The sequence below is a fragment of the Pseudobdellovibrionaceae bacterium genome, assembly GCA_019637875.1.
GTDB lineage: Bacteria > Bdellovibrionota > Bdellovibrionia > Bdellovibrionales > Bdellovibrionaceae > JAHBUW01.
This window is the reverse complement of the sequence record JAHBUW010000017.1, coordinates 36,867-63,501: the sequence shown is the minus strand read 5'-3', so window position 1 is coordinate 63,501 and position 26,635 is coordinate 36,867. Positions and strand designations below refer to the sequence as shown.

Below are 26,635 nucleotides of genomic sequence, written 5' to 3'. Positions count from 1 at the left end.
TAGCGAGCCACGCAAATACCGAGCTCGCCTTAGCGAGCGACACAAATATAAGGTCCCTTCGGGCGGCCGCGCGGGGGCGCGGGATCCTCGGGCAGGAACTCGTCGTCGGCGCCGGTCAGACAGAACGGCATCGTGTTCACGAGGCGGGTGATGCGCTCGAGGTAATTCTCGCCCCAAGCTTGGTACTTGGAGTCGCGGTTGCTGGGATGCGCTTTTTCTTTCGCGTCTTCGATCCAGCGTTGGCGCATCTGTTTCGTGCGCTTGAGCACGTCTGCGGCGCCGTTCGCGTCGCGGTAGCGTTGATCGCGGAAAGGTTCGTAGTAGCGGGCGATCCCCATCCAGCGGCCGTCTTGGTGGGCCGTGCGTCCGGTGATCGAGCGATCTTCCATATAGTAGTGGCGCATGATGCGGAAACTGCAGCGGATGTTTTTGCGCCAGTCATACAGGTCGTCGTAACCCTCGACGAAGTCGCAGCCGAAACGTTTTTGCTTCGAGGAATCCAGCGACAACATCATCAGTCCCACCGAGTAAAGTCCCCACTGCACGCGCACGCTGTGGTAGGCGCGGAACTGGCGGTAGGTGCTTTCCTGCTCCATGACGGCCGAGATCAAACGCATCCAGAAGAAGCGGCGTTCGTCATCCGAGATGTTTTTGTAGTTCGGGCAGAACAGCGCCGCGTCCTTCGGGACGACCGAGGTCATGTCGGCGCCTTCGGTCGCGAGAAGCTCGTACATATACTTCGTCCACGTGTTGGGACGTTCGATTTTCCGCCAGGGATAGTTGTGCCAGTAAGGCAGCAGATGGGGCGAAGCTTTGCCCTCCAACGCCTGATCGAGCTGGGGGATACCAAGGCTTGTGGGATCGGCGGGTTCGGGCGCGAAGTCCGGAACTTTCGGCGGCGGCGGCACGGGCCGCGTGGGTTTCGGAGTCGGGGTCGGTGTGGGATCCGTCGCGGGCCCCGTGGGCGCGGTGACTCCGGTGGGCGCATCGGCAGGGCGGGGGATGGGAAGTGGAACCCACTCCATCCCTTCCGGGCAGACGGGGCCGTGGGCGGGTGCTTTTTCAAAAGGGCCTGCGCCGGTGGCGCCCGCATTGAAAGAGAGCAGCAGTCCGATACTCAAAGAAGCCCAACGGAATCTTTGCATCTAAGCCTCACCGACGAAGTTAGGGAATCCTCGCAAGCTATTGCAAACCCAGCGCCCGCAATCCGAAAAGGGCGAGCCTCGGGAGCTGTCAAAGATCTGGTCAAAAGCCCCTTCCCGGCGTCGACCTCAAAGGGTCATTTCTACCGACTACGGGCTTTGCGTGGGGACGCTCGTCGGGAGCCGTGTTAAGTTACGCTTCCATGGACTTTCTGCTGCTGGCGCTCGCCTTCTTTCAAACCTCACCGATTCCAGTCGCCGAGACGCCCGCGTACCTGGAGCAGGTGCTGGTCGACGCGCGCGCCGAGTATCCCGAGGTCGAATTCGAATTGCATCTCGAGAGTCCCCTGGTGGTGGCAAGTGCGGACGTGCGTGGGGGACGGAAGTTCGTGCGTTTGGATGGGGGACTGCTGCGGAGTCCACGACTGAACGCGGACATCTTGCGTTTCGTGATCTGCCACGAGCTGGGCCATTTGTACGGCGGGGCTCCCCGGCGGCAGCTTCCTCCGGAGTGGACCGGGGACCGCGCTCCGGATGGTCTAAGTCTCTTAAGCGGTGAAGGGCAAAGCGATTACTACGCCGCTTCGGCTTGCTTTCACCTGCTGGCGCACGCGAATGAAACCGAAACGGGTTTTCTGTCGCCAGCGGAAGAGTCCGAGCTTGATCGTCGCTGCGTGAACGCCCGCGATCTTGTTCTGTGCCGCCGGAACGCCCGCGCGGGCTTGGGACTTTTGACGCTCGTTAAAGAATTTCCGATTTCGTTTCTGACGCCCAGTCCGGAGCGGGTGAAGGTCACCAATGCCGACACTTATCCGTCGCGGCAGTGCCGCTTGGATACGATTCTGGCGGGGGCGCTTTGCCGCATGCCGCTCGGAAAACGCGGCGATCCGCTGGATCCCCGTCACGGGGCCTGCGGTGATCCCGAAGCCGAGCGCCCGCTCTGTTGGTTCGCCCCGCGCTGATCGCGGCGCGGATTTTGGATTTCACTTCATTCATGTTGCGGATTCCGTTTCAGCTCACCGTGAAAGCGCGTGGGCTGTGCATCTTTTTGACGATGATCGCCCAATTCGCGTCCTTCGCGGGGGCGGCTCCCCGTTGCGGCGATGTGCATGCGGGACCTTTTCTGGGGGCTCCGGAAAAGGCCCGCTATGAAGAGGTGCGGCTGTCCCGCGAAATCCCCGGAAGCCTGCGCTTTGACTCGGTCATTCCATCGGTCGCGCGGGTCAACGAAAAGGGCGAAACTTTGGGAAGCTTGGCATACGTGATTCGAAATCACGAACAGCGCGGTCCGGATCTTTTAGTCGAGTACGTGGGCGTTGCTCCGGAGGCGCGCGGCACGGGGGTTTCGACTTTGCTGCTCGCGGCTTTGCTGGCCCGCACGCCCGGCGTCGAGCGCATCGTGACGGAAAATTTGATCGACGTGAATCGCGAGGTCTACGATCGGGCGCGCGCGGACGGACTCAGTCACCGCGAGGCCCTGCGCCAGACACCGGCCTATCGTTCGTACAGTCAGTTGGGATTTACCGAAATTTTGTCGAGCCACCGCAATGGTCGTGAGCTCAGTATGGAAGTGGGACTCGACCCCGCTTATCGCGAAGAGGCCGAATCCCACCGGATGGACTTTGAGTTTTAGAGCGGGAACGCCGGTGTTCCGGCGCTCTTGTTAGCGATTCAGTTCCGGATTCACCAATGCGATGATGCGGTTCATCTGCTCGAGCGAGCCGACGATGGAGCCGTGCTCGATCTCGAGTGCGCCCGGGTTGAAGAGCGCGCCGGCGATGGCCTTTTGCTCGTCGGTCTGCATTCCGGCGTTGATCAAGGTCTGCGCCACCATCAGGACCGGGACGTCACGCATGAGCGTCTCGTCGTTCGAGCGGATCTGGGCGATCTGCTCGGCGAGCATCTCGAGCGTCGCGCCTTGTTTCAACAGACCTTCGATCTGTTGGACCAAGTTCAGACGCGAACCCAGATACTGCTCCAGCAGTTCGGCTTGCGCCGCGATGCCTGCGCCCGCGGCCTCTTCCGCCGCATTGGCCAGAAGACCCGAAGCGTTCATCGCGTTCAGTGAGGCCACCAGGGCGGCCCGCGCCGTTGCCTTCGCCGCTTCATCCGCACCGGCCGCCGCTTGGGCAACCGCGGCCAAATCCTTCACCAATGCGTTCGAACCTTCAATTACCGCACGGTCACGGGCTGCGCGGCGAACCATACGACCGATGGAGGTCGCCGGATCATGGGCGTAAAGTTTCAGCGCGGTCGGCGAAGTCACTTTCGATCCCATGCGGGTCACGACCGGGCGATCCGCCGGGGCCGAATGCATCGAGCTTCCGACCAGGAACAGACGCGACGGATTCGCCGAGTCCACCGTGGCGCTGTTGTCCAGAAGGACGGTCGCACCCAGGATCGAGTAGTAGCGCATGGCTTCGGTCACATCGACTTTCATGCCGCGATCCAGTTGGATCGGCTGTTGTCCCAGGAAGGTCATGCCTTGCAGACTTCCCGACAGCGCGCCTTCCAGGGTGCGGACGACCAGCGACTGCTCATCGGTCAGGCCCAACAGCATCCGCTCGAAATCGACGAACGAGAACTGCAGCGACACCGACGAGTAGCGCGGATTTCCCAGCGATTGCAGAGTCAGGAACTGGAGCGCCAGCATCTTGTCGATCTCGATCCCGCGGGTCTCAACCGAAGTCTCGAAGCCCGGGACGCGCAGATCCTGCAGCGCTTTACGTTCCACCAGCAGTTTCCGCGTCGACACTTTACCTTGTTCGTCTTGGACCTGGATCTCTTGCACCGAGAAACGGGCCGGGTCGAAGACGCCCAAGTTCACGTTCGGGGTCGTCACGGTCTCGAGCAGTTGATTCATTCCCGCCCAAGCGCCGATCGCGTAGGGAACCCAGACTTCTTGCGGCTGACCCTGGATCAGTTGGTACAGGGCCTCGTCCAAGAAGCTGCGCATATTCATCTGCGCCATCAGCGTGCGGTAGAAGTAGGATCCAAAACCCACACCGTTGATGCGGCTGTTACGAGCGTTCAGGACCGGGTACATCGCTTTGTAGTCGTCGATGTAGAACTGCGCGACCTCTTGCGGAGTCGTTCCCGCATCCCAACGGGCGCAGGTCGGATCGCCACCGACGTCGATGTCGGTGCAGAAGCCGTGCGCCTTCAGCGGGAAGCGCGCGAGCATCGAGGCGTTCAGATCCCAGAAGCTCTTCACCGACTTGCCATTGGCGTCGAGGCGGGCCGGCACCAAGATGTTCTTCAGATCTTCGAGAGCGATGAACTGACCCTGGTTCAAAACGATTTTGACGTTCTGATTTTCCGGAGTCTGGACGACGATCACTTTCTGACCTTTTTCGTCCCGTGCCGCTTTCTTCACGGCCTCACCGACTTCGACCAATCCGGCGTAAGCGGCGCGCAGGGCGTGGACATCGTAGGGACCCGGTTTGCGGTAGTCCGTATGGCTAGCCGGTTTGTAATCCATGACCGACGAGTACTCACGACCGGTTTTTTCGCCCGCGAACTCGAAGTTGGCGCGGTCGAAGGACCCTTTGAAGTTGTGGGTCAGACCCAGCGAGTGACCGATCTCGTGCGCCAAAGTATCCGAGAACCAGTTCACGAAAACGTCGTCCACGGAAACTTTTGAGACGTCCCCCGACAGGAACGCTTGCGGCGCGGACATCATGCAGTTCGGACCGCGACGGAAGTTCTTCGCGAACTCCGACTTCAGGGCCAAACGTTGCGCCTCGAGGGCCAGCAGACGTTTTTCCTGAGCGTTGATGTCGCCGCCGTAGGACTTCAGGATCTCGGCCGCGGTCAAAGCCTCCATGAACTCGGGATTGCGCATCTCACCCATCTGGATCGCCTTTTGGATGATCTTCTGGATGTAATCGCGCTTCGACAGAACTTGGCTCAGCGCTTGGTTTTTCAGACCCGAGTTGTCGATCTGCGTCTGGCGGACTTTCGAAACATAAGCGTTCACGTTCGAACGGCGGGCCGGAGCCTGCGCCTTGAACTGCGCCAGCGAAACCGGCGTCATCGGACGGATGCGCTCTTGGGCTTTCGCGATGACCTCATCCAACGAAACCGTGTCTTGGGCCAAGTTTCCTTGTGGAACGCTCATCTGCTCGTTCGCTTTGGCGTCGGCGGCCAGAACGCTCTTCTTCAGGGCTTCGTATTCACCTTGAATCCGTTGCAGTTCTTTTTCGTAACCGATGTAAGCCATCAGGTTTCCGCCGTACATCAGAACGTTCGCGCTTTCGACGAAACCGGTGCGCGGATTCGGGCCGGCTTGCGACAGACCCAGCAGTCCCGAGTCCATGTTCTTTTCGAAGTTGTAGATGTAATTGCGGTCGAGGTCTCCCAGCTGACCTTTCGCGATGTCCTGGCCTTCGACTTTGAGCGCGACGTAATCGCCGGTTCGCTCCAGCGCGGTTCCGCGGAAGGCCTTGTGCAGGGCCTCGTTCCAGTCTTTGACGACCTGGCGGGTCGACTTGATGACGAGCTCGGACTGGCGGGTGCCGTGGCTCGCACCACCGAGGACGTAAGTGAGGACGCGACCGTCGCGGAAGTTTTGGATGACCGGGCGTGCGGCTTCATCCGTCAGACGGTTCGAGTTACCGAAACCGTCTTGGGATTTTTGACCGACGGTGAACGAACCGAAACCGAGCAGCTGCTGCGCGCGGAACGGCAGGTCCTGGGTCTTCACCGCGTCTTGTTTGGTGTCGTGCAGTTTGAAGGACACGCGCTCGCTCAAAGTGTAAGTCGATTGCGCATTCGCCTCGTACCAGTAGTCGTTCAGACCGAAGACCGACATGCACTCCGGACGGAAGGTGTAGGAACCCTGGATCGAGAAGTTCAAAACCCCTTGCGAGAGGCGCTGATCCAGATCGCGGATCGCCTGGTGACCGACCGACAGGAAGCATTGACCCGCCGAAAGGAACGACAAGGGCGAGTTCGCCACCGGGATCGTGTTTTTCAACCAGTCGAGTTGAACCGCGTCGGCTTTGTCCGGCGTGGTCACGCGGGCCGGGGACAGGGTCAGACCCTGTGCGGTCTTGGTTTGCAGGTAGACAGCCGGAACCGAGAACATCTCTTCGTGGTCGATCTCGTTCGGATTTTTGTCGCCGTTGATGGAGGTCACGCGTTTGACGACCAGACGGTCTTTCTCGAAGACGAACTTCACGATGTCGAGGCCGCCGCTCGCGCCCGGGCCGAAGGCCATCAGCGTCGACGCCGCGTCTTGGAAAGTCCGACGGAACAGGAACTCTTTATCCTTCAGCAACTCGAGGCTGATGAGGTTGTCGTCCGACAGGTTCAAGCGGTCCGCGCTGTTTTCCACGCGAACGACCGAGCCTTCGCCGATTTGGAGCAAGCCCCCTTGGTTCTTTCCCGCCACCGGGCGCAGGCTGACCGAGTCGGTCAGACGGCCTTGGCTATCAGTCACGAGTTCCGCTTTCACTTGGAAGGCGATCAGCGAACGTTCCAGCAGCATCACGCAGTCCGCACCCTCGATACCCGCTTGGGACGCGATCGTCGCCGGGCACATCCGCACGTCCAGACGCTGAACTCCGCCCGCCAATTGCGACAGAAGTTTCGCGTCTTTGATCGCGGACTTTTTCAGGATCGAGTAGACGAGGATTTTCGTCTGCGTTCCGGCCATGTCCTCGTCGGTGACGAGTTCGGTGGCGTATTGTCCCGCACCGAGCTGAAGGTCGCTCGGGATCAGGCGCGCGAGATCGGCGTCGCTCAGCACTTTTTGGCGCAGGGAACCGGCGTCGACGATTTCGCGGGCGAGCTCCGGGCGGTCCTTGGGCAGCTCGATGCGGGTGACATTTTCAGTTTTAAGATCGACGCGGACGTGGGTCGCTTGTGCCAGATCCGTCGTGCGCAGTTCGAATTTGTGCGTGCGCTCGCCGAGGTCGTTTTTGATCGGCACCAAAACGCCCACGGATTTCACCGGGATCGCGAGGACGGGCAGAAGTTTTTGACCTTTATCGACCTGGATCAGGTCTTTCTCAAGAGCGGTGAGTTCGTCGTTCGCTTGAACGAGGCGATGAACGAACAGGGTCTTCGGCTCGATCTGAAAACGGACGTTCAGCGTCGCGCCGGGTTTGCCTTGAACGATTTGTCCCTGCAAGAGGGGATTCAGCTTCGAAGGCAACTTCGATCCGGCGATGGCCAGGGCACGGATGCCCGAACCTTCTCCTCTGGCTTTTTCTTCGGCCGTGGCCGAAGCGAGTTGCATTTGGAAACCCTCGCCTTGCAGTTCGCTGATCGCCATCAACTCGTGATCGAGTTCTTCGTCGGCGATCTGGTTGTCGCGGGGTTTCGTGCACGCCGATGTTATTGCCATGGTCAGGATCAGCGCGCTGAGGGCGATCTTCTGGATGAGGCTGTTTGTTTTCATGGCGTGCTCCTAAAAAATGAGGGTGCTTTGTAAGTAAACGATCGAGTCCTGATCGCTGTTCATTCTTAAATTCAAGTCTTGTCCGTTGGCGGTCCGGATCGAGGAACCGAGCTGGTGTCCCAGACTCAATCCCCATTTGGCCGTGACCTGCGCGTAAACTTCCTCGGCGTGGGTGAGCGATTCGCTCCAGTTCCCTTGCATCGAGCGGCGCAGGCCGTGGCTCCCGAACAGAACCAGATACACGCGGTCGCTGAGCGCCCAGGTGAACTCCAGTCCTTGCGACACCCGCCAGGGTTGGTTGATCGCGCCGCTGGTCGCGGTCTCGTACTCGTAGATCGCGTGCGAGACCGAAGCCAGGTAGGCCACCGAGGCCCGCGTCCAACCCATCTTCTCCGAGTTGACGTCGAAGCGGTTCGAGAAGCCCAGAACCCCGCGCATCGAAGCCGCATGGTTCACGCGCGAGGCGGGCAGCTGTCCCGAAATCGACGGCGTCCACAGCAGAGACTCGTTCAGAATCGGGATCTGCGACTGCGACAAACTCAGCGCCGCCTGCGTGAAATCCGACTCTTCATATTTATTGTCGTAACTCGCGGCCACGCTCGCGCTGAGCAAAGTCTTCGGTGCCAGGCGAAAGCGCAGGCTGCCCGAAAAATCGGTCGCCGCCTGCTCGCGGCCGGAGTTCGTGATGTACAAGTTCTGACTCTGTCCCAGGCCCGCGATCACCGACCAGCGCTTCGCCACCGGAACTTGATCCTCGGGCTTCACGGACTGCGCACGGGCGAGATCGGCGATCATCAGGACAACGGCAAGAGCCAAGGCCGCTGCGGCCGGGCTCAACACACCCGGTTTTTTTTCAGCTTGGCTAACGGCCTTGGCTCCCACACATTCCCCCTTCAACCCCATGTCCGCACCCCTGATCAGGGCCGGACGAGTTCCGGTTAAAGCGAAAAGGGGGCCAACTTTCGTCACGCCTTGCCGGTGTCGTTGCGCGACCGGAAAGCAGGACGGAGGGCGGTTTTGGGCCGTGGGTGCGGGTCGCGCTTATGGGTGACTCACGAGAGTTCTTTGCTTGGGGCGAGGTATAAGCGGGACTGCGGGGTCAATGTGACCACGCAAGGCCGGTTAGAAAATCCGGGCGCCCCAGATGACGCCCAGGCTCCAGATGCGCGCGTCGCCGTTCAAAAGACGCGTGCGCATCACCACGGGGATCTGGTTGTCGTCGGCGATGCTTTTTTCGCGGCGAAGAGTTTGGACGCTCAAAGAGGCTTCGATGAAAGAGGTCTCCGCCAGCGCACCGGGGGACCAGCCGACCGAGGCGCCCAGCACTTCCCCGTCGAAAACGAGGCGATCCACGTCCGTGCCGAGGGAGGTCGTCATTTTCGCGCGGTCGCGGACTTCGAGCACTGAGGGGGCGACGCCCGCGAAGACGCGCACGAAAGGTCCCGCGTGATCGTCCGCGAAGTGATGGCGCAGGCCCGCGGTCAGCAGCGTATCCCACAGGATCAGCTCTTGGACGGCATTGAATTTCAGCGATGAGCCCAGGTCGAAGGCCCAGCGCTCACCGAACTCGAAGCCGAGGTCGGTTTTCAGATTGAAGCCCGTGCCGATCTCTCCGCCCAAGAACCGTGACGAGTAGCTACTGAAGTTCACCCCGCCACCCGCGAGCAGATGCAGACCATCGGTCCATGTCGGCCCGTCGGTCTGAGTCGCGCCGTCAGCGGCGGGGGCCGGGGTTTCGATGATTTCAATCGCGCGTTGGGCGTGGGCGACCATCGGTCCCAAGGCGAGGCTCAGAAAGAGTGCGAAGAGGGAGGCCATCTTAGTACTCCGCCCGCAAGGTGAGTCCCGTCACGCTGTCGCTGACCTTCGCGCTTTCGCCGAAGGAGATGACCGGGATCACGCTCACGCGGTAGGCGCTGCCGCCCGGCCACGCCGCGAAGGGGTTGAAGACGTAGCCCAGAAAACGCAGAAAACCCGAATCGGTGCGCAGAAGCTCCCGCGAGAGATGCTCGCTGCCCAGGCCCAGGATCGTACCCAGCACGGGGGTGTGGTACATGTCCTGAAAGCTGGGGCGTTCGGTCAAAGTTTCGATGGCGAATTCAAAGGCCATGGACGAGGCGAAGCTCCACAGAAAGGCCGCCTTCACGTCGTGACCTCGCGACCGATAGTACAAAAAGTAGTAGTTCCCGGTCACCGCGTGGCGGAAGACGTTGTAGTCGTAAGTGTCATTGTCGAGGTGGGGACGAAAAGGGTAGGTCCCCATGTTTTCGAAGCGTCCGGTCCGGCGGATGATGTCCGCCTGGGTGACGAGATAGCCCACCCACTGAAAGCCGTACATCAAAGCGAAGTCGTTGATGAGCTCGTCGCGGGTGAACTCGGACCGCGGCTCGTGAAAAACCGATGGTCCGCCAATGCCCGCGACCGATGGTCGACGTCCCACTTCCGCGACCGAAGGTCGCGAGCACCCCAAAAGCGCGAGGATGAGGGCCGTCAGGACGGCCGACCCCGGGCGTGGCATCAGTTTTTGAGTTTGTAGCCCGTGCGGAAGATGACCCAGATCGCGACCAGGCAGATCAGCATGAACAGCGCGACCATGGAGAGGGACAAGCCCACGCCGACGTCCGAGACGCCGTAGAAACTCCAGCGGAATCCGCTGACCAGGTACACGATGGGGTTCAGAAGCGCGATGTCCTTCCAGATTCCGGGGAGCATATGAATCGAATAGAAGCTTCCGCCCAGGAAGGTCAGCGGCATGATGATCATCATGGGGATGATCTGCAACTTTTCGAAACCGTCCGCCCACAGACCGATGATGAAGCCGAAGAGCGAAAACGTGACCGAGGTCAAAAGCAGAAAGCCCAGCATCCACAGCGGGTGCTGAATTTCGTAGGCCACGAAGAACCGCGCGGTGATCAGGATGATCGCGCCGATGATCATCGACTTCGTCGCCGCCGCGCCCACGAAACCCAGGATGATCTCGAAGGCCGAAATCGGCGCGGAGAGCAGTTCGTAAATCGTGCCCGAGAACTTCGGCATGTAGATCCCGAACGACGAATTCGACACGCTTTCGGTCAGGATCGTCATCAAGGCCAGACCCGGCACGATGAACGCGCCGTAGGACAGACCGTCGATGTCCTGCATGCGGTTCCCGATCGCGGAACCGAAGACGATAAAGTAAAGCGAAGTCGAAATCACCGGCGAGGCGATGCTTTGACCGATGGTGCGGAAGAACCGCGCGAGCTCGTAACGGTAGATGGCTTTCACCGCTTGGAAATTCATCGCCGTCCCCCTTTGACGAGTTCCACGAAGATGTCTTCGAGCGAACTCTGGCTGGTTTTCAGATCGTTGAAGTCCACGCCGTGGTCGCCCAGGCGCTTCAAGAGCGGCGCGATGCCGGTTTCTCTGGCGTGGCTATCGAAGGTGTAGATCAATTGATGGCCGTCGCCTCCCAGCGACAAGGCATATTCGCCGAAACCCGCCGGGATTTCGCCGAGGGGTTTGGTCAGCTCCAGCGTGAGCTGCTTTTTGCCCAGCTTTTTCATCAGGACTTTTTTGTCCTCGACGAGGGAGATTTCGCCCTTGTTGATGATGCCGATCCGGTCGGCCATCTCTTCGGCCTCTTGGATGTAGTGCGTGGTCAGAATGATCGTGACGCCGCTTTCGCGCAGGACCTTCACCATGTCCCACATCTCGCGACGAAGCGAAACGTCGACGCCCGCCGTGGGCTCGTCCAGGAACAGCACCTCGGGCTCGTGCGACAGGGCCTTTGCGATCATCACCCGGCGCTTCATGCCGCCCGAAAGCGTCATGATCTTGTTCTGGCGTTTGTCCAAGAGCGCCAGGTCCTTCAGGACTTTTTCGAGATAGGCGTCGTTGCGGGTTTTGCCGAAAAGACCGCGGCTGTAAGAAACCGTGTTCCACACCTTTTCGAACATATCCGTCACGATCTCTTGCGGCACGAGGCCGATCTTCGTGCGCGCCTGGCGCGCCTCGCGAAGGATGTCGTGGCCGTCGGCTTCCACGCGACCCGATGTCGGATTGACGATCCCGCAGATGATGTTGATGAGCGTGGTTTTACCCGCGCCGTTGGGACCGAGCAGGGCGAAGATTTCGCCGCGCCGGATATTCAGGTTCACGTTTTTCAGGGCCTCGAACGGCTGACCGGAACCCTTGGCCGAGTACGTTTTATTGAGGTTTTCGACTTTGATGATATCCACGCCGCCATTCTAACGCCGTGGGGAAGGGCGGGGTCAAAGCGAATTATTCAGTCCCGATGAATCCGCCCGTCCCGGAATTGGGACGGGCGGGGGATGGATCAAAGCGAGCGGAACTCGTCGCTCGAGCGGATGCTCTGCCGGATCGACTCGATGCTGGCCCCTTCCTCGATCTTCTCCAAATAGTAAAGCAGGCCCATGAGGTCGGGTTCGCGCAGGAGCAGTTCCCGATAGAGGCCCCGCAGCCGGGCCTCGACGGAGTTTTGGATACTCGAATCGATTTGCGCGCGCGACATTCCGCCCTCGGCGAGCTTCAGGTAGTACTCAAGTCCCGCCAGGTCCGCCGCCCGGTTCAGATGGAGTGCGTAGGAGGCTCCGATGATCTCTTGACGTTCACGGCGCAACTCCAATTCGACTTCGGCGCGGCTCATGCCGAGCAGGATGCGATTCGTGACCGCGTTACGATCCGCCGTGAGGTCACCGCCGAAATGGCGCGCGAGAATGGCTTTCATCTGAGCTTGGCCGTCGATCGTCGAGAGCAAACGTGTGCGCAAGGTCGATGCGGACAATCCCGTGTATTGCGTGACTTCGCTGACGGTGGGAAAACGCCCGGTCACGCCGAGGAATTCGTCGCGCACGATATTTTGCGCCGCCACCACCGAGGCCGAAGCCGGTGCCTGACCGCGCGCTTCGGCTGAAGCCTGGATGCTGGAGCGAATATCGCTGAGGCTGACGCCCGCCGCCCGGCGATCCAACCAGTAGCGAAAGCCACCCGCGTCGGGTTCGCGTCGCAAAATTTGCAGATAGAACCCACGCAGCTGGGCTTCGTCCGATTGGCTCATCGAGCGTCCGATGTCCGAAAGCGTGCGACCGTTGCGACCTTGATTCAGGTAGTAGCTCAGACCTTCGAAGTCCGCGCGACGTCCCAGATGTTGGCGGTAAAGCGCTTCGATGGCTTTCACCATTTCGACCTCGACCTGTTGATGAAGTTTCACGAGGCTCGCACCATTCGCGAGGCGGCTCGCGAAGTCTTCCGTCAGGCTTTGCTGGTTGCAGGAGTTGAAGAAGCGGCAGCTCAGTGCGCGGTAGTTGCGCAGCGCCTCGGTCGAAGTCGTCAATTCGACATGCAAGGCTTCCGCCGAGCCGAGCTGATCCCGGCGTGTGCGCAGATATTCAAGTTCGCCGCGCGTGGGGAAGCGCGAAAGCACGGACAGCATCGCGGCGCGAATGTCGTCGTCGTTTTGAACGGCGTTGTTTATGCCGTTGGAAGAGTCGTTTTCTTCGCCGCTTTGATCGGTGAGCAGCGCAGATGCTCGATCTTCCTCGATTTGAAGACCGTCGGCGCGTATTGCCATACGACCCGCGGCCACATCCGAAACCACGAGGCCCGGGCCGCAGCCGGCCAAAAAGAGTGAGCTCAAAACGAGAACTTTTGAAAGACCTTTCACCGAGACCCCCTGAGTTAAGGAGTCACAGCTTCCCCCGGTCCGATGCACGATCTCATTTGCAAACACGAAACCAGCGCGGGCGCGCGTTCTATTTCTTTTCACGGTTTCGCGACTGTCGAAGCGTCAAGTTTCAAGACGATTTCCATCGTCTCAAAACGATCAAATTTTACGCGCGAGGATCAGGTAGTGCCGGCACCACAAAGCGCGCAGCGGGTAAAGTCGACGGATGAAGTCCGAACTGAAGCGCGGGTTTTTCCCGCCGGCCGCCGCCGCGACCGCCAGACCCTGCAAGGTCCAAAGAACGATCGCGAAAGGCACCCACAGATAGTCTTCGAAACGCGCCGAGGTGTAACGCACGTCTTCGACTTTGAAGCCGGCCTTTTCGAGCGCGTCGACGGTCGTCATGATGGTGGTCGCTTGGGTGTTCCCCTCGGACGGTCGGTAAACGAGCGGGAAACGTTTGTAGGTGCCGAAAAGCAGAAAGTGCATACGGTCACGGAGCGTCCAGTGGTTGTCGTTCGTGACCAGAAATTTTCCGCCGGGTTTGAGCGCGCGGTGCGCTTCGCGGAAAAACCGCAAATGGTTGCCGAAGCAGACGATGCCGCTGATGCTGGTGACGAGATCGAGTTCTTTCCACGGCAGATCTTCGCGGGTCACGTCGAGCGACAAGAATTCGAAGTCGAAATTCGGAAGATCCGCGCGCAAGTCCGCGCCGATGTACTTCGAACGGGGGTGCGCGGATTTCAAGAAGCCGAGCCACTCGCCCTCGCCGCAAGGCAGATCCAAAACGCGCTGACCCTCGCCGAGCGAAGGCCGGAGCATTTCGTAAGCGGTCTCATTGACCTGCAATGCAGTGTTTCCTTTGGGAATTTCGACTGTCGTCATGCAAAGGACTTCCCCTATCCCGTGCGCTAAGGCAAGAATTCCCGTGCATGGATTTGACGAACCTTCTACGTGATCACATTTTGATCTATACGGACGGCGCCTGCTCGGGAAACCCCGGTCCCGGGGGCTGGGGCGCCATCGTGGCCACGCCCGAGGGGCACGTCCGCGAGTTGGGGGACCAAGGCTTCGATACGACGAACAACCGCATGGAGCTGGCGGGCGTCATTCATGCCTTGAAATTCATCAAAGACGATCCCCGCCCGGTCTTGTTGTACACGGATAGCACTTACGTCATCCGGGGGATCACCCAGTGGATTTTCGGTTGGCGCCGTCGTGGTTGGAAAAACGCCGAGGGGCAGGCCGTGTTGAATCGCGAACACTGGGAAGAGCTGGATCTGCTGGTGCGCGGGCGCGCGAAAGACTCGATCAATTGGCAGTACTGTCGCGGTCACCGCGGGACGCCCGGCAACGAACGTTGCGACGTCATCGCGGTGAAGATGTCGGCCCGCCAGCGCGTGGATTTGTACGATGGTCCGCTGACCCGCTATCCGCACGCGATCCACGATCTGCCGCCCTACGAGGCGCTTCCGGAAATGCGCCCAAATGAGCCGAAAAAAGCCGCGCATTCATATTTGAGTTTGTTGGATGGCAAAGTCTTGCGTCACCGTGATTGGTCCTCTTGCGAGCGTCGCGTGAAGGGGCGTGCGGGCGCGAAGTTCAAAAAGGCGATGGCCGCGGACGACGAAACGGAAATCTTGAAAGGATGGGGGCTCTCCGCGACGACCTCCATTCACGAAGACTAGCCAAAGGCTAGCCCAAGAAATCAGAGACGGAGTATAAAGATGGAAATCCGCGAACGTAATTTTTGGGTCACGGGCGGCAGCCGCGGGATCGGCAAGGCCCTCTGCGAGATGCTCGCGGACAACGGAGCGCACCTCACGCTGATCAACCGCAGCTTCGAACCCGAGCTGATGGATGAGCTGAAAAAACGCGGCGCGGGCTCGGTCCGCACGATCGCGACCGATCTCGGAAAACGCGAGGACATCGAAAAGCTGCTCGCCGAAACGGACGGCGAGGTCGTCGATTGCCTCATCAACAACGCCGGTCAGCTGACCGGGGGGCAGCTCGAAACCCAAAGCGTCGACGAGATCTACCAGGTCGTGGCGGTGAATTTGACCGCGATGATGCATCTGACCCGGGCGATTTTGCCGCGAATGTTGCGTCAGGAAAACGGCGGCAAGATCGTGAACAACGCGAGCGTTTCGGCGTTCATGAACTTTCCGTGCGCGAGCACCTACTCCGCGACCAAGGCGGGGGTTGTGGGCTTCACGCGTTCGTTGCATGCCGAACTCAAAGACACGAAAGTGACGACGCTCACGCTTTTCACCCCCGGGGTCGAAACGAAGATGTTCGACGACATCAGCAAAAAGTACGGCAAAAATTTCGACCTGAGTTTCCTGCGCGGCATGCCGCCGGCGAAGTACGCGAAGATCGTCCGCGAGGCGATCCTTGAAGACCTGAAAGAGCTGCGTCCACAGGGGTTCGAGGGGCTGGGGCTCAATCTCGCACAACACTTGCCCTCGACCTTCGAAAAGCTCATCTCGTTCCGCTTCAAGCGGGAAGGCGCCTCGAAGTAGGTCGTCGCCGTCTCACTCTCGTACGCCCCGGGCGCGGCGCGCCCGCACGGGCGTATTTCTTTCTTTTAACCGTCTTAGAAATGACCAAGTGTCCACGCGTTTTTCGACGTGGCGGCCCCTTCGCGATATCCTGAAAGTCATTGGAATCGTTCGGCAAACGGATTTGCATCGCTGAAGGAACATCATGAATCGGACGAAGCTTCTTTTCCAAATTCCGAGCCTCGGCCTTTTGGTCGTGACCGTGCTGTTCTTCCAGAACTGCTCGGGCCGCATGTTCGCGGACGGACAACTCAACTCGGGCGAGTTCGCCAGCGTCGATCCGCAAAAACTTTTCGAAGGCCAGAAACTTTACGCGCAAAACTGCGCGCTTTGCCACGGCGACGTGAATACGTCGGAGAAGCGGGGACGTTCGGCTTCGCAAATCAAAACCGCGATGGGTTCGGTTGCCAATATGCTGAGTCTGCGTCTGACCGACGACGAGGTCAGCTCCATCGCGCTCGCGCTGCGCTCGAACTTTTCGGGACCGGCGATGTGCGCGAACCCCACGGACGTCGGCCGCGTGGTCGCGCACCGTCTGAACAAACGTGAATTGAGCAATTCGTTGCGGGACCTTTTCGGTTTCCCCTTCGCGACCGAATTCGCGAAGGACATGCCGGACGACAATTCGGGTGAAACTTTCGACAACGACGCGATGTCTTTGTTTTCGGACGTCTCGTATGCCGACAAACTCCTGCAGACGGCCTATTACGTCGTCGATCAAGCGCTCAGCACGCGTCGTTCTTCGGTCGTGAGCGCCTGCACCGCCACGACCGACAACTGCGCGCGCCAGATTCTGCGCGGCTACTCTTACCGCGCTTACCGTCGGCCCGTGACGGCCGCGGACGACAACCGAGTTTTCAACATTTATAAACAAGCCCGCGACGAAGGCGACAGCTACGATGAAGGTCTTCGGCAAGGGTTGGTCGCGATCATCGTTTCGCCGCAGTTCATGTTCCGCGTGGTCGAACATCCGAATCACCGCGATCCGGGTTTGACCGTGGCTTTGAACGGTCATGACATGGCGTCGCGTTTGGCCTACTTCATCTGGGGTTCATTGCCGGACGGCGCGCTCTTGACGGCGGCGCAGGGCGATCAGCTTCGCAGCGGCGAACAGATCGCGGCGCAGGTGAAGCGGATGATGGCGGACGAACGCGCGGTTCACGTCGTACAGGCTTTGGCCGATCAATGGCTCGAGATGAAAAAGCTGAAGACGAAAAGTATTTCCTACGCCGGGTTTTCCGAGGCGTTGCGCACGGACATGGGGAACGAAACCCGTATGGCCGTGCAGAAAATTTTCGCGCAGGACCTTCCGCTCAGCACCTTGCTGACCGCGAATACGAGCTTCGTGAACGCGCGTCTGGCGGCCCACTACGGCGTGTCCGGTTTCTCGGGAACTAATTCCACCTTCCGCGAGACGAACCTGGGGCCGCTGCGCCAAGGGATTCTGAGTCACGCCTCGGTCCTGACGTTGACCTCGCATTCGACCGAGACTTCGATCGTGGGACGCGGAAAGTACGTCCTGAAAAACATCCTGTGCGATATGCCGCCGCCGCCGCCCGCCGGGGTCATCAATCCCCCGGGTTCCGAGCAGGATCGGTCCAATTTGCGCATGACGAACCCGACCTGCGTGGCCTGCCATTCGCGCATCGATCCGATCGGTATCGGACTGCAGAACTACGACGCCATCGGCGGTTACCGCACGACGGACGAGTACGGCGCTTCGATCAACGCGTCCGGCACGCTGCCGGGCGGGCAGACGTTCAGCGGCGCGATTCAGCTGGCCGGGATGATCGCGAACGACGATCGGGCCAAGGTCTGCGCGACCCGCAAAATCATGAATTTGGCGCTCGGCCGTTCGCTGCAAAGCGCGGACGACTGCGTGGTCAACCGCATCGCGATCAAAGAGGACGCCTTCGGGCAACCGGTTTCGAAACTGATCGAGGCGATCGCGCTCAGCGACGAGTTCCGCCATCAAAGAGGGGAGGCGCCATGAGTGGACGCCATATGTCTCGGCGCACGGTGATCCGCGGTCTGGGGACCGCGCTGTCCCTGCCGCTGCTGGATGCGATGATTCCGCTTTCGAGCGCCCTGGCGCAAGGGGTGGTCGCGTCGCCGCGGCTCGTGTTTTTGTATAAACCGAACGGCGAAGCGCGCGGCACCTGGAATTATTCAGGATCGGGCAGCTTGCCCAGCGTCCTGAGTCCGTTGCAAAATTTGAAATCCGATTTCACGCTCATCCACGGTCTGCGCAACCGCGCCTCCGAGATCTACGCCGACGGGCACGCGCCGCGCCTGAGCTGCTGGCTTTCGGGCGGTCCCTTGCCGGCGACCGATCGTTGGGAAACCACGATCAACGTCGGCCGCACGCTCGATCACCGCGTGGCGGATCATCTGGGCGGGCAGGTCATGTATCTCGTCGGCCCGAACGATCACCCCACGGACAACAAATTCAACGGTGCTTATTTCAGTAACCTTTCGTGGACGGGGCCGTCACCGGCGCCGCGGATTCGCGGTCCGCGCGCGTTGTTCAACGAAATCTACGGCAGCGGCTCGGCGCCCGAAAGCGCGCAGCTCGCGGCCCGGCAGAAAAAGTACAAGAACAGCATTCTGGATTACGCGCAGGATTCCACGTCGGCTTTGATGAGTAAGCTCGGCAAAAGCGATCAGGCGAAGCTGAACGAGTATCTGGAATCCGTCCGCGAAGCCGAAAAGCGCGTGAACAGTGAACCCGTCGTCGCTTGTACGACCGGGGCCGGTCAGCCTTCGAATCCCACGGATTTCTACGCCTACACCGATCTGATGTTGGAGCTTTTGGCGCAGGCCATGATCTGCGGGAAGAACCAGGTCACCAGCTATCTGCTCGACTGCGAAGTCTCGTTCGGCGCCGAGGGGCACCACGGCTATTCGCATCAGGAGTCAGCGGCGGACAAGGCGAAGTTCCTCGACATCAATCAGAAGTACGTGACGCGTCTGCAGAAGTTCCTCGCGCGGTTGAAGGCGCAGAACGAAGGCGGCGCTTCGGTCCTTTCGAAGTCGATCGTGGTTTACGGCTGCGGCATCGGCGACGGTCGGGATCACTCCACCGACAATTTGCCGATGATCGTGGCGGGCGGGGGCGCGGGAAAACTGCGTCCGGGCCGCGTGATCACGGCCCAAGACTCGTCACTGAACAATTTGATGTACACGATCGCCCGCAAGATGGGCCTGACGATCTCCAAGTTCGGGACCGACGGCAATCAAACCATCGATATTTAAAACGAAGGCTCGGCTTTAGGGTTCGCCTTCGCTGGGCGCGGGATCGCTGCCGATGGGGCCGGGCTCGGTCACGGGCAACGCGGGCGCGGGCATTCCCGAAGGTTTGAACTCCATATTGACGGTCCCGATGGGGCCGGTCAGCGTCAGCTTCGATACGGTGTTTTCGACTTCGCGGGTGGGCACGGGGAACGTCACTTTATAAGGAGTGCCCCAACGCGTGTGGTGTGCGTAGAAGCTCTTCACTTCGACGAGCTGCGATTTCCAGAGCTTCGCTTTGCCCTCGTAGCGGCGTCCGTTCGCGTCCAGAAAGATCTTCCACTTCGATTGCGATTTGGCCAGGTCGTCCCATTTGCGTTCGGGCACGAAGAAACTCAAGAACACTTCGGTTTCGGTCGCGCGCTGGGATTCGGCCTTGGACTTTTCGTTCGCGTAGGCGCTTGGGTCCCATTGGTAGATGCGCGCGCCTTGATCCAGAAGGGCGCGACCCACCGCTTCGGTGGTGAGGGTCGCGCTGACGTCCAGATTGTTCATGAAGCCGTCGTAGAGCTTACGATTCTGCGTCTGGCTTTCGACGGCGTCGATGATCTGGCTTTCGCTCATCGTTTGAAAGTGCGGGTTCTCGGGAGTCGAAGCGCATGCGCTTGCAAACGCCGCGAAAGTCGCGAGCAAGATAAGACGAAGGTCGAGCTGCCATTGCGGGATGTTTTCACGGCGCATGGGCCCAGTGTGTGCCGGGCCGTGGCAGCTGTCAAATAGGCGCTAGGCAGAGGCGAATTTCAACCCGAAATGCCGGAGCCCTGGGCGGACGACCTCTTCGACCACTTCACGCATGATGCCGAGCGCCTCGGTGCGGGGCAAGATCCCCCACTCGCTCAGGTCCGGTGTATAGCCACGGTCCACGACGAGGGGATCGATCTCTTCATTGAGCGCGACCTGGATCATTTTTGTGACGTGCGGGGCAAGCCACTGAATATCGTCTTCACCGGCGGCGCGTGCGAGCTGCGCCCAGCCGATCCGGCTGTGATTCACTTCGTCGACCGCGATTTCGTGGACGGTGTCGTGGATCACGCCGCGGGCCGCGCGTTTTTTCATCTCGATCAACAGCGCGGTCGAGAGGCTTTCGGTCACGCAGCCCATCGCGACGGCATTGTACAGCGCTTGGCGGACGAGGAGTTTGCGCTCAGGCCCCAGACGTAATTCCGCGAGGGCATCGCCTTGAAACTCGTGGTCGGGATCGTGACTCAAGATCCGGCGGCACAGATCGGCGTGGCGAATTTCGTCCGCGGCGGCTTCAAGGGAAAGCTGCGCGACGGGATCGTTTTCGCCGTACAGACTTTGCAGATCCCGCGCGAGGGCGCGAAACGCGGCGGCCGCGTCGAATTCGATCTTCAGGCGGTGGCGCCAGACGCGAAAGACCGCGTCCGGCGCCGTAAGCAGACTTTCTTGCCGCTCAACCACAGCTCGTGCCCCAGCAGCACTCGATGCCGGCTTGCGGACGGGCTTCGCCGTTTTCGTCGACCTCGCAAGAGCGTTCGTCGTCGCGGCTGCAGAAAGCGAGTTGATCCTCGGGCAGGGCGAGCATCGCCTCCACTGCGGAGGTGGGGTTTTTCGCTTCGCTGCGGACTTCGGATTGCGCCCGCGCGGGGCCCGCGATCAGCGCGCCGCCCAGGACCAGAACTCGGAACAGGTTTTCGGTTTTCGACATAAATCCTCCTGGCTCGCGAAGCTAGCCGAGAGGGATTGATTCGTAAAATCAAGGTGATCCATCTTCGTGATAAACGAAATTTATGGCTTGAGAACGGTGTCTTTCGCGACGCTTTCAGAGGAAGCCCACGGATAGTCCAGACTGTAGTGGATGCCGCGGGACTCGCGACGCTCGAGCGCGCATTTGATCGTGAGATCCGCGACGATGGCGATGTTGCGAAGTTCCAGCAGATCGCCGTGTACGCGCGACTCCGAGTAATACTCTTTCACTTCGGCCAGGATGTTTTCCAGCCGGTGCGAAGCGCGCATCAAACGTTTGTTCGAGCGCACGATCCCCACATAGTTCCACATCAAACGGCGGATCTCTTCCCACATATGGGTCACGACGATCATCTCATCGGCGTCGGTGGGCGGGGGATAGGTCCAGTCGCGGGCCGAAGTCGCGGCGGGCGGCGCGATTTCGCGTGCCGTGGTTTCCGCGCAGTTATGGGCCATGGCCAGGCACTCGAGTAAGGAATTGGAGGCCAGTCGGTTCGCGCCGTGCAGTCCCGTGCAGGCGGTTTCGCCCAAAGCGAAAAGGCCCGGCAGCTCCGTGCGTCCGTCGACATCTGTCACGACGCCGCCGCACAGATAGTGCGCGGCCGGAACGACGGGGATGGGTTGGGTCGCGATGTCGATACCCAGGCGTTCGCAGTTTTTATAGATGACGGGGAAACGCGCGGCCAAAAATTCGCGCGGTTTCGCGGTCATGTCCAAGTACACGCAAGGCGCGCCCGTGCGTTTCATCTCGGCATCGATCGAGCGCGCGACGATGTCCCGGGGCGCGAGCGAGCCGCGCTCGTCGTACTTTTTCATGAAGGCTTCGCCCGCCGAGTTGATGAGCTCGCCGCCTTCGCCGCGCAGGGCTTCGCTGATTAGGAAGTTGCGCGTGTCTTGGTGGTAAAGCGCGGTGGGGTGGAACTGCATGAACTCCATGTTCGCGACCTTCGCGCCCGCACGCCAAGCCATGGCGATGCCGTCGCCCGAGGCGCCGCTCCAGTTCGATGTGTACAAATACACTTTGCCCGCGCCGCCGGTGGAAAGAATCGTGCAGCCCGCGGTCAGGCTTTTCACTTCGCCGCTGTCGCGGTCGAGCACGTAGGCGCCGTAAACGCGGCCGTCATCGGGGACCGAGGTCTCCATATGTCGCGCTTGCAAAAGGTCCACCGCGAAGTGATTTTCCAGAACCGTGATGTTCGGATGGGCCAGCACTTGCGCGAGCAGCGCGCGGTGAATCTCTGAACCCGTATGATCTTCGAAGTGCAGAATGCGGCGGTGACTGTGGCCACCCTCGAGCGTGAGGTCGACTTCGTCATTTCCCAGGCGATCGAATTTCACGCCCCAATTCATCAAATCCCGAATGCGATCAGGGGCTTGTTCCACAATGTTTCGCACGGCGTCGACGCGGCAGAGGCCCGCTCCTGCTCGCAGAGTGTCATGAATATGGGATTCGAAACTGTCGTCCTTCGAGATGACCGCGGCGATTCCACCTTGCGCCCACGGCGTGTTCGCGCCGGTGACTTTGTCTTTGCTGAGGATCGTGACAGTCCCTCTGTGAGCGACTTTCAGGGCGAACGCCAGACCCGCAAGTCCCGAACCGATCACCAAAAAATCGCAGCGCGTGGAATTCATGGCCTAGGGTTTGTCGCATTTTTCAGAAAACGTAAAGGAGTCTCGCTTGATTCTTAGACGCGCGTAAAACTACAATATTATCCAGCAGGTAACGCAGGATGCGCGCACAAGCGATTGCCATATTTTTGACCGTCGTTGTCGCCTTGGTGGGGGTTTCCTATTACCAAGTCGGCGCCGGTGTCTCGAGCGACGCCAAAGCTCTCGGCGAGGCCGCCGCACGTTCGCAGATCGCGGCCCTGATTCCCGCGTTTTTGTCCGAGTTCAAAATCATCAACGAGCAGTTCGACATCGTCGCGCCCCGCGTGCTCGGTCAACCCACGGATTTCAACGACAGCATCTCCAATCGTTTCGAAATGGTCGCGCGACTGCAGCTGGGCGCGAACGGCGTCTGGAGTATCCAGCAGCGGGCCTTCCACGACAAAACGCGCGTGAAGTCCTGGGCCGAAAACTATACGCAGATCGCGCTGAAGGGACTGAAGCCCCGGGACATTCCTTTGGGCGGCACCGCGCTGACCGCGCTGCTGGATCCGCAACGTCGTCCGTTCTTTTTGTGGATCATGCGCGGGAACGCGAACGGCGACTGGTCGGCGGTCATCACGAAGACCGACGTCTTCCAAGCCATTATCGACCGTCAGCGTGGACAAAATGTTTCGGTGATCTTGGTGAACAAACAAGGTCAGGCCCTCGGTCACACGACCGCGGACTACGTCGGCACCACGCTGAAGGACGATCCCATCGTCACCGAAATCACCCGCGCCGGAAAAGCTCAGGGCGTTGGCACCTTCCGCACGAACGCGGGCGTCGAGCTGCAAGGTCTTTACGAGCAAGTTCCCGGTTCGAACTCCTACGTTGTGCTCGCACGTCCCCTGACCGCTTTGAACGAACGTGTCTCGAGCCTGCGCCTGCAAATTCTTTTGTTCGGTGGCGGCTTCGCCCTTTTGGGTGTGGCGGTCATGATGTTGGCGCTCAAGAGCGTGCCCCCGCGTGCGGGTGCGGCCACGGGGCTCTCGACCGGTGGCGGCTATTCGCCGACCGCGCCCGCGTCGCCGATGTCGCCCTCTTCGCCCGCGATGCCGGCTCCGGCCGCGGCGGTCGCGACACCGGCCGCGGATCTCGCGCGCGAGAAAATGAAAGCCTATACGACGAGCGCGTCGGCGCTCGCGCGGGAAATGCACGGTCCTTTGACCCGGATCCTGTCGCAGGCTCAGCTGCTGAAAGCGAAGTCCGTGAACGAAGAGGAAGTGACGCGCATCGAAGAGCTCGCGCGCGAAGGTCGCGGCATCGTCTTGAAACTTCTTTCGTTCGCGGGTGAAGAAGAGTTCCGCGCCGAGCCGACCTCGGTGAATGAAGTTTTGAACCGCGCCTTGGGCGCCTTCGAAAGCAAACTGCAGATCAAAGGCATCAAGCTTGAAAAAAATCTGAAGCGGATGCCCGAAGTCAGCGCGCATCCGCTCGCGCTGATGAAGATCGTCGAGGCTTTGTTCAATAACGCGATCGAAGCCATGGAACGTATGCCGAAAAAAGAACTGACGGTCAGCCTTGAGAGTGAAGGCACCGATGTTCTTTTGCGTATTAAGGATACCGGCGAAGGCATCGCGCCCGATCGCGCGGGGCAAGTCTTCGATCCCTTCTTCACGACGAAAAATGCTTCGCAGCATTCGGGCTTGGGATTGTCCACCGCGTTTGGTCTGGCGCGGGAGTTCGGCGGGGATCTGCTGTTCTCGAGTGTCGCGGGTCAAGGGACGACCGTGACCTTGAAGTTCCCCGTGGGCGTCGCGGCGAGCGCACCGATCGCCACCGCGCCGTCACCGGTCGCGCCGAGCTCTGCGGCACCGAGTGGATTGGGCGCGCCGTCCGCGGGATTGGGTCGCAGTCTGCCGAATCTCGACGATCTGCCGCCCGCGCCATCGAAGCCGGCCGCGCCTCCGCCGATGGCACCGCCCGCGCCCTCCGCTCTCAGCTCCTTCATGAAGCCTGAGTCGACGCCTCAGCCGGCCGCGCCTCCACCCGCGCGTGAAACTTCGTCGCCGACTTTGGGTGAGTTGCCGGAGCTCGATTTGAATTTCGAATTGGGTCTTTCGCCAAGCAAAGCCGAAGCGCCCTCCGCTCCGCCGCCCGTCGCGCCGAAAAAAGCGGTCGAGCACGCGGCTCCGCTATCGGGAATCGGCGCGAACTTGCCGCCGAATCCCACGGGCCGGGCTCCCGCCGCTCCCGCGACCTCGGCGCCGCTGCGTTCCGTGCCGATGCCCGCGGGCCCGGGAGGGCAGCCTCCGCCGGCGGGGACCGCGGTCGCGCAAAAGCCGCCGACGGCGGCGCCGCTTCCGCCGCGGCAAACGGGCGCGACGCCGCAGGCTCCGCTGACGGTGACGCCTTCGGTTCCGCTCGGCGTGGGCCTCGAGCTTTCCGGAGAGCTCGCCGGAACTCCGCCGGAAGAGGCGGGCTCGTCGTCCGTCATTCAAGAGCGGGCGATCAACGAAACGCTGGCGCTGATCGATCAAGTCGAGAATGGACCGCTGACGCCCATCGGGGGCGCTCCGGGCGACAGCCCCGCCCCTTCGGCGGAGGTGCCGTCGGTGAGTCCCGAAAACACGGGCTTCGGCAAAATCGACAAACCCACTTTCGCCGCGAAAAAGCCGACCGCGAAAGTCGCCGGGGCGAGCGTCGCCATCCGTAAGCCCGGGGAGCGCAAGTGATCCTGACGAACGAAGTGCGCGCACAGTTCACGATCTTCTGCTTCTTCCACGACATCGAGGTGGGAAGTCAGATGCGCACGGCGCTCGCCATGGAGGGCTACGAGTCCTTCGCGTTCATGGACTACGACACCTGCATCGAGCGCATCCGCCAAAGTTCACCCCATATGGTCGTCTTCAATTTGGAAGCGATCATGGGGAACCTCAGCGGCTTCGTTGAAACGGTTCTGGAAATCAATCCCGAGGTCATGTTCGTGCCGGTCGTCGATGCGGCTCAGGCCAAGGCGCTCGAGCCCTACCGCGAGTACAATTTCGTCGACTTGATTCCGTCCGGACCGGAGCTTGAAACGCGTCTGAAGTGGACCGTGGATCAGGTCGCGTCCGAGCTTTTTCTGACCTACCAGAACGAACAGTTCGCGGCGGCAGAGACCTTGAAAGACGAAGAGATTTCGGCCGCAAACCAACGCGCGGACGAACTGCAGGCGAATCTCAACGAAGTTCAAGAACGCTGGGATTCGCAAAAATCCGTGCAGACCTTCTTCGTGCGCGAGGCGCAGCAGTCCTACATCGGGATGAGCTCGAAAGAAGACATCGTCGGTACGTTCTTCCAGCGTTTGGGGCGCGCGTTCCCGGAAGGCGATCTGCACGCGCTTTATCTGAAGTATCTGCCGACCGTGCACAATCTGGTCGCGACCCAGGCGATGGGTCTGGAGATCGAAAAACTCAAAGGCGTCGGGGCGAAACTGACGACCGACGAAATCCAGAATCTGCATCTGAGCCTGGCGCGCAACGAAGCGCCGCAAAGCGTGCAGGAGCTGATGCGCCAAGGTTTCCACGTGCAGGATTACCTGGCCCGCGGGCTGCTCGTGCACCGCGGATGCGATGGACTCTTCCTGTTCTGGAGCAAATCGGGTTTCGATCCGGATCTGCTCGACAACGAGTTTTTGGTTTTCGCGCAGGCCTACGCGCAGTTCGACATCGCGAAAAAATTCGACGCGATCAACTTCGACGATCCCACGACGGAAGTGCCGAACCGCGAATTCTATTTCATGAAGCTCGAAGAAGAGGTCGCGCGTTCGCGCCGTCTGCAAAAGGCCGTGTCGGTCGTGAAGGTCGCCTTCGACGACTGGGAGCGGATCCTGCGGGAGGGCAGCGTGGTGCGCGATACGGCGCTCCGGACGCTCGCGATTTTGATCAAAAAATCGTCACGGGTAAATGATGTCGTTTGCCGCACTTTGGATAACGAATTCGCACTCATTTTGCCCCATTCCGCCCGCAAAGGGGCGGCGATCCGGGCCGAACGCCTGCGCCGGATGATCGAAACCCACGTTTTTCAGTACGCGGAACGCCCATTAAGCATTAGCTGCGGAATCAGCGAGTATCCGACCTTCTGCGCGAGCGCGGCCGAGCTGGATCACTCGGCGGGGCAAGCCCTCAGCTATATTCGCACTCGCGGCGGCAACAAAGTTTGCTTGTTCCGCCCGACGCAAAGCTTTAAACCCGACTTCGACGTTCCGCCGATCTGAGTCTTTTGCGAGAGGTTT

The 26,635-nt window shown here is 60.5% G+C and carries 21 protein-coding genes; 8 read left to right on the top strand and 13 right to left on the bottom strand.

Features of this window, described 5'->3' with window-relative positions:
* Positions 1-29: 29 nt before the first annotated feature.
* Positions 30-1,145, bottom strand: a complete 1,116-nt coding sequence (locus KF767_17455; GenBank protein ID MBX3019679.1) for a hypothetical protein — start codon at positions 1,143-1,145, stop codon at positions 30-32.
* A 200-nt stretch (positions 1,146-1,345) separates the two neighbouring features.
* On the opposite strand from KF767_17455, the gene KF767_17450 reads away from it, so the two are divergent.
* Together KF767_17450 and KF767_17445 are read left to right on the top strand one after the other, a co-directional pair.
* Positions 1,346-2,104, top strand: a complete 759-nt coding sequence (locus KF767_17450) for a hypothetical protein (protein MBX3019678.1) — start codon at positions 1,346-1,348, stop codon at positions 2,102-2,104.
* 32 nt (positions 2,105-2,136) lie between these two features.
* Complete coding sequence (locus KF767_17445; protein ID MBX3019677.1) at positions 2,137-2,775, top strand: GNAT family N-acetyltransferase; 639 nt, start codon at positions 2,137-2,139, stop codon at positions 2,773-2,775.
* 30 nt (positions 2,776-2,805) lie between these two features.
* Here the strand turns inward: KF767_17445 and KF767_17440 are convergent, their stop codons facing one another.
* The 8 genes from KF767_17440 to KF767_17405 form a co-directional block, all read right to left on the bottom strand.
* Positions 2,806-7,548 carry a zinc-dependent metalloprotease gene (locus tag KF767_17440; protein ID MBX3019676.1) on the bottom strand — a complete coding sequence of 1,581 codons (4,743 nt, stop codon included), beginning with the start codon at positions 7,546-7,548 and terminating at the stop codon, positions 2,806-2,808.
* Positions 7,549-7,557: 9 nt separating this feature from the next.
* On the bottom strand, positions 7,558-8,385 hold the full coding sequence (locus KF767_17435) for a hypothetical protein (protein ID MBX3019675.1): 828 nt from the start codon (positions 8,383-8,385) through the stop codon (positions 7,558-7,560).
* 285 nt (positions 8,386-8,670) lie between these two features.
* Positions 8,671-9,366: a hypothetical protein gene (locus tag KF767_17430; GenBank protein MBX3019674.1), complete on the bottom strand. Its 696-nt coding sequence runs from the start codon at positions 9,364-9,366 to the stop codon at positions 8,671-8,673.
* Between the two features lies 1 nt (position 9,367).
* Entirely contained in the window at positions 9,368-10,066 is a 699-nt protein-coding gene (locus KF767_17425) for a DUF3943 domain-containing protein (protein MBX3019673.1), read from the bottom strand.
* Positions 10,066-10,827, bottom strand: a complete 762-nt coding sequence (locus KF767_17420) for an ABC transporter permease (GenBank protein MBX3019672.1) — start codon at positions 10,825-10,827, stop codon at positions 10,066-10,068. The genes KF767_17425 and KF767_17420 overlap by 1 nt, the downstream gene beginning before the upstream one ends.
* A complete protein-coding gene (locus KF767_17415; GenBank protein MBX3019671.1) occupies positions 10,824-11,765 on the bottom strand; it encodes an ABC transporter ATP-binding protein in 942 nt (313 codons plus the stop codon). Before KF767_17415 ends, KF767_17420 begins: the two co-directional genes overlap by 4 nt.
* Positions 11,766-11,863: 98 nt before the next feature.
* Positions 11,864-13,210, bottom strand: a complete 1,347-nt coding sequence (locus KF767_17410; GenBank protein MBX3019670.1) for a DUF4214 domain-containing protein — start codon at positions 13,208-13,210, stop codon at positions 11,864-11,866.
* 159 nt (positions 13,211-13,369) lie between these two features.
* Complete coding sequence (locus KF767_17405; GenBank protein MBX3019669.1) at positions 13,370-14,095, bottom strand: class I SAM-dependent methyltransferase; 726 nt, start codon at positions 14,093-14,095, stop codon at positions 13,370-13,372.
* An 80-nt stretch (positions 14,096-14,175) separates the two neighbouring features.
* Between KF767_17405 and KF767_17400 the strand changes: the two genes are divergently transcribed.
* From KF767_17400 to KF767_17385, 4 genes are all read left to right on the top strand, one after another.
* Positions 14,176-14,898: a ribonuclease HI gene (locus tag KF767_17400; GenBank protein MBX3019668.1), complete on the top strand. Its 723-nt coding sequence runs from the start codon at positions 14,176-14,178 to the stop codon at positions 14,896-14,898.
* 39 nt (positions 14,899-14,937) lie between these two features.
* Positions 14,938-15,732, top strand: a complete 795-nt coding sequence (locus KF767_17395) for an SDR family oxidoreductase (protein MBX3019667.1) — start codon at positions 14,938-14,940, stop codon at positions 15,730-15,732.
* A gap of 184 nt (positions 15,733-15,916) precedes the next feature.
* Positions 15,917-17,764 (top strand): DUF1592 domain-containing protein, encoded by a 1,848-nt coding sequence (locus KF767_17390; GenBank protein MBX3019666.1) that lies wholly within the window; start codon positions 15,917-15,919, stop codon positions 17,762-17,764.
* Positions 17,761-19,026: a DUF1552 domain-containing protein gene (locus KF767_17385; protein MBX3019665.1), complete on the top strand. Its 1,266-nt coding sequence runs from the start codon at positions 17,761-17,763 to the stop codon at positions 19,024-19,026. Before KF767_17390 ends, KF767_17385 begins: the two co-directional genes overlap by 4 nt.
* 15 nt (positions 19,027-19,041) lie before the next feature.
* Here KF767_17385 and KF767_17380 read toward each other — a convergent pair whose 3' ends face one another.
* The 4 genes from KF767_17380 to nadB form a co-directional block, all read right to left on the bottom strand.
* Positions 19,042-19,743 carry a hypothetical protein gene (locus KF767_17380; GenBank protein ID MBX3019664.1) on the bottom strand — a complete coding sequence of 234 codons (702 nt, stop codon included), beginning with the start codon at positions 19,741-19,743 and terminating at the stop codon, positions 19,042-19,044.
* Between the two features lie 42 nt (positions 19,744-19,785).
* A complete protein-coding gene (locus KF767_17375; GenBank protein MBX3019663.1) occupies positions 19,786-20,484 on the bottom strand; it encodes a hypothetical protein in 699 nt (232 codons plus the stop codon).
* Positions 20,477-20,731 (bottom strand): hypothetical protein, encoded by a 255-nt coding sequence (locus KF767_17370; GenBank protein ID MBX3019662.1) that lies wholly within the window; start codon positions 20,729-20,731, stop codon positions 20,477-20,479. Before KF767_17370 ends, KF767_17375 begins: the two co-directional genes overlap by 8 nt.
* 80 nt (positions 20,732-20,811) lie before the next feature.
* Complete coding sequence (gene nadB, locus KF767_17365) at positions 20,812-22,401, bottom strand: L-aspartate oxidase (protein ID MBX3019661.1); 1,590 nt, start codon at positions 22,399-22,401, stop codon at positions 20,812-20,814.
* Between the two features lie 98 nt (positions 22,402-22,499).
* Between nadB and KF767_17360 the strand changes: the two genes are divergently transcribed.
* Both KF767_17360 and KF767_17355 read left to right on the top strand, forming a co-directional pair.
* Positions 22,500-25,094: a sensor histidine kinase gene (locus KF767_17360; GenBank protein ID MBX3019660.1), complete on the top strand. Its 2,595-nt coding sequence runs from the start codon at positions 22,500-22,502 to the stop codon at positions 25,092-25,094.
* Positions 25,091-26,617, top strand: coding sequence for a GGDEF domain-containing protein (locus KF767_17355; protein MBX3019659.1), 1,527 nt, complete (start codon positions 25,091-25,093; stop codon positions 26,615-26,617). The genes KF767_17360 and KF767_17355 overlap by 4 nt, the downstream gene beginning before the upstream one ends.
* Positions 26,618-26,635 lie beyond the last annotated feature (18 nt).

What these genes read in the sequence shown, in the direction of transcription:
- KF767_17455 (MBX3019679.1), bottom strand. Translation starts at nt 1,145, where the DNA reads ATGCAAAGATTCCGTTGGGCTTCTTTGAGTATCGGACTGCTGCTCTCT.
- KF767_17450 (MBX3019678.1), top strand. Translation starts at nt 1,346, where the DNA reads ATGGACTTTCTGCTGCTGGCGCTCGCCTTCTTTCAAACCTCACCGATT.
- KF767_17445 (MBX3019677.1), top strand. Translation starts at nt 2,137, where the DNA reads ATGTTGCGGATTCCGTTTCAGCTCACCGTGAAAGCGCGTGGGCTGTGC.
- KF767_17440 (MBX3019676.1), bottom strand. Translation starts at nt 7,548, where the DNA reads ATGAAAACAAACAGCCTCATCCAGAAGATCGCCCTCAGCGCGCTGATC.
- KF767_17430 (MBX3019674.1), bottom strand. Translation starts at nt 9,366, where the DNA reads ATGGCCTCCCTCTTCGCACTCTTTCTGAGCCTCGCCTTGGGACCGATG.
- KF767_17425 (MBX3019673.1), bottom strand. Translation starts at nt 10,066, where the DNA reads ATGCCACGCCCGGGGTCGGCCGTCCTGACGGCCCTCATCCTCGCGCTT.
- KF767_17420 (MBX3019672.1), bottom strand. Translation starts at nt 10,827, where the DNA reads ATGAATTTCCAAGCGGTGAAAGCCATCTACCGTTACGAGCTCGCGCGG.
- KF767_17405 (MBX3019669.1), bottom strand. Translation starts at nt 14,095, where the DNA reads ATGACGACAGTCGAAATTCCCAAAGGAAACACTGCATTGCAGGTCAAT.
- KF767_17395 (MBX3019667.1), top strand. Translation starts at nt 14,938, where the DNA reads ATGGAAATCCGCGAACGTAATTTTTGGGTCACGGGCGGCAGCCGCGGG.
- KF767_17390 (MBX3019666.1), top strand. Translation starts at nt 15,917, where the DNA reads ATGAATCGGACGAAGCTTCTTTTCCAAATTCCGAGCCTCGGCCTTTTG.
- KF767_17385 (MBX3019665.1), top strand. Translation starts at nt 17,761, where the DNA reads ATGAGTGGACGCCATATGTCTCGGCGCACGGTGATCCGCGGTCTGGGG.
- KF767_17380 (MBX3019664.1), bottom strand. Translation starts at nt 19,743, where the DNA reads ATGCGCCGTGAAAACATCCCGCAATGGCAGCTCGACCTTCGTCTTATC.
- KF767_17370 (MBX3019662.1), bottom strand. Translation starts at nt 20,731, where the DNA reads ATGTCGAAAACCGAAAACCTGTTCCGAGTTCTGGTCCTGGGCGGCGCG.
- nadB (MBX3019661.1), bottom strand. Translation starts at nt 22,401, where the DNA reads ATGAATTCCACGCGCTGCGATTTTTTGGTGATCGGTTCGGGACTTGCG.
- KF767_17360 (MBX3019660.1), top strand. Translation starts at nt 22,500, where the DNA reads ATGCGCGCACAAGCGATTGCCATATTTTTGACCGTCGTTGTCGCCTTG.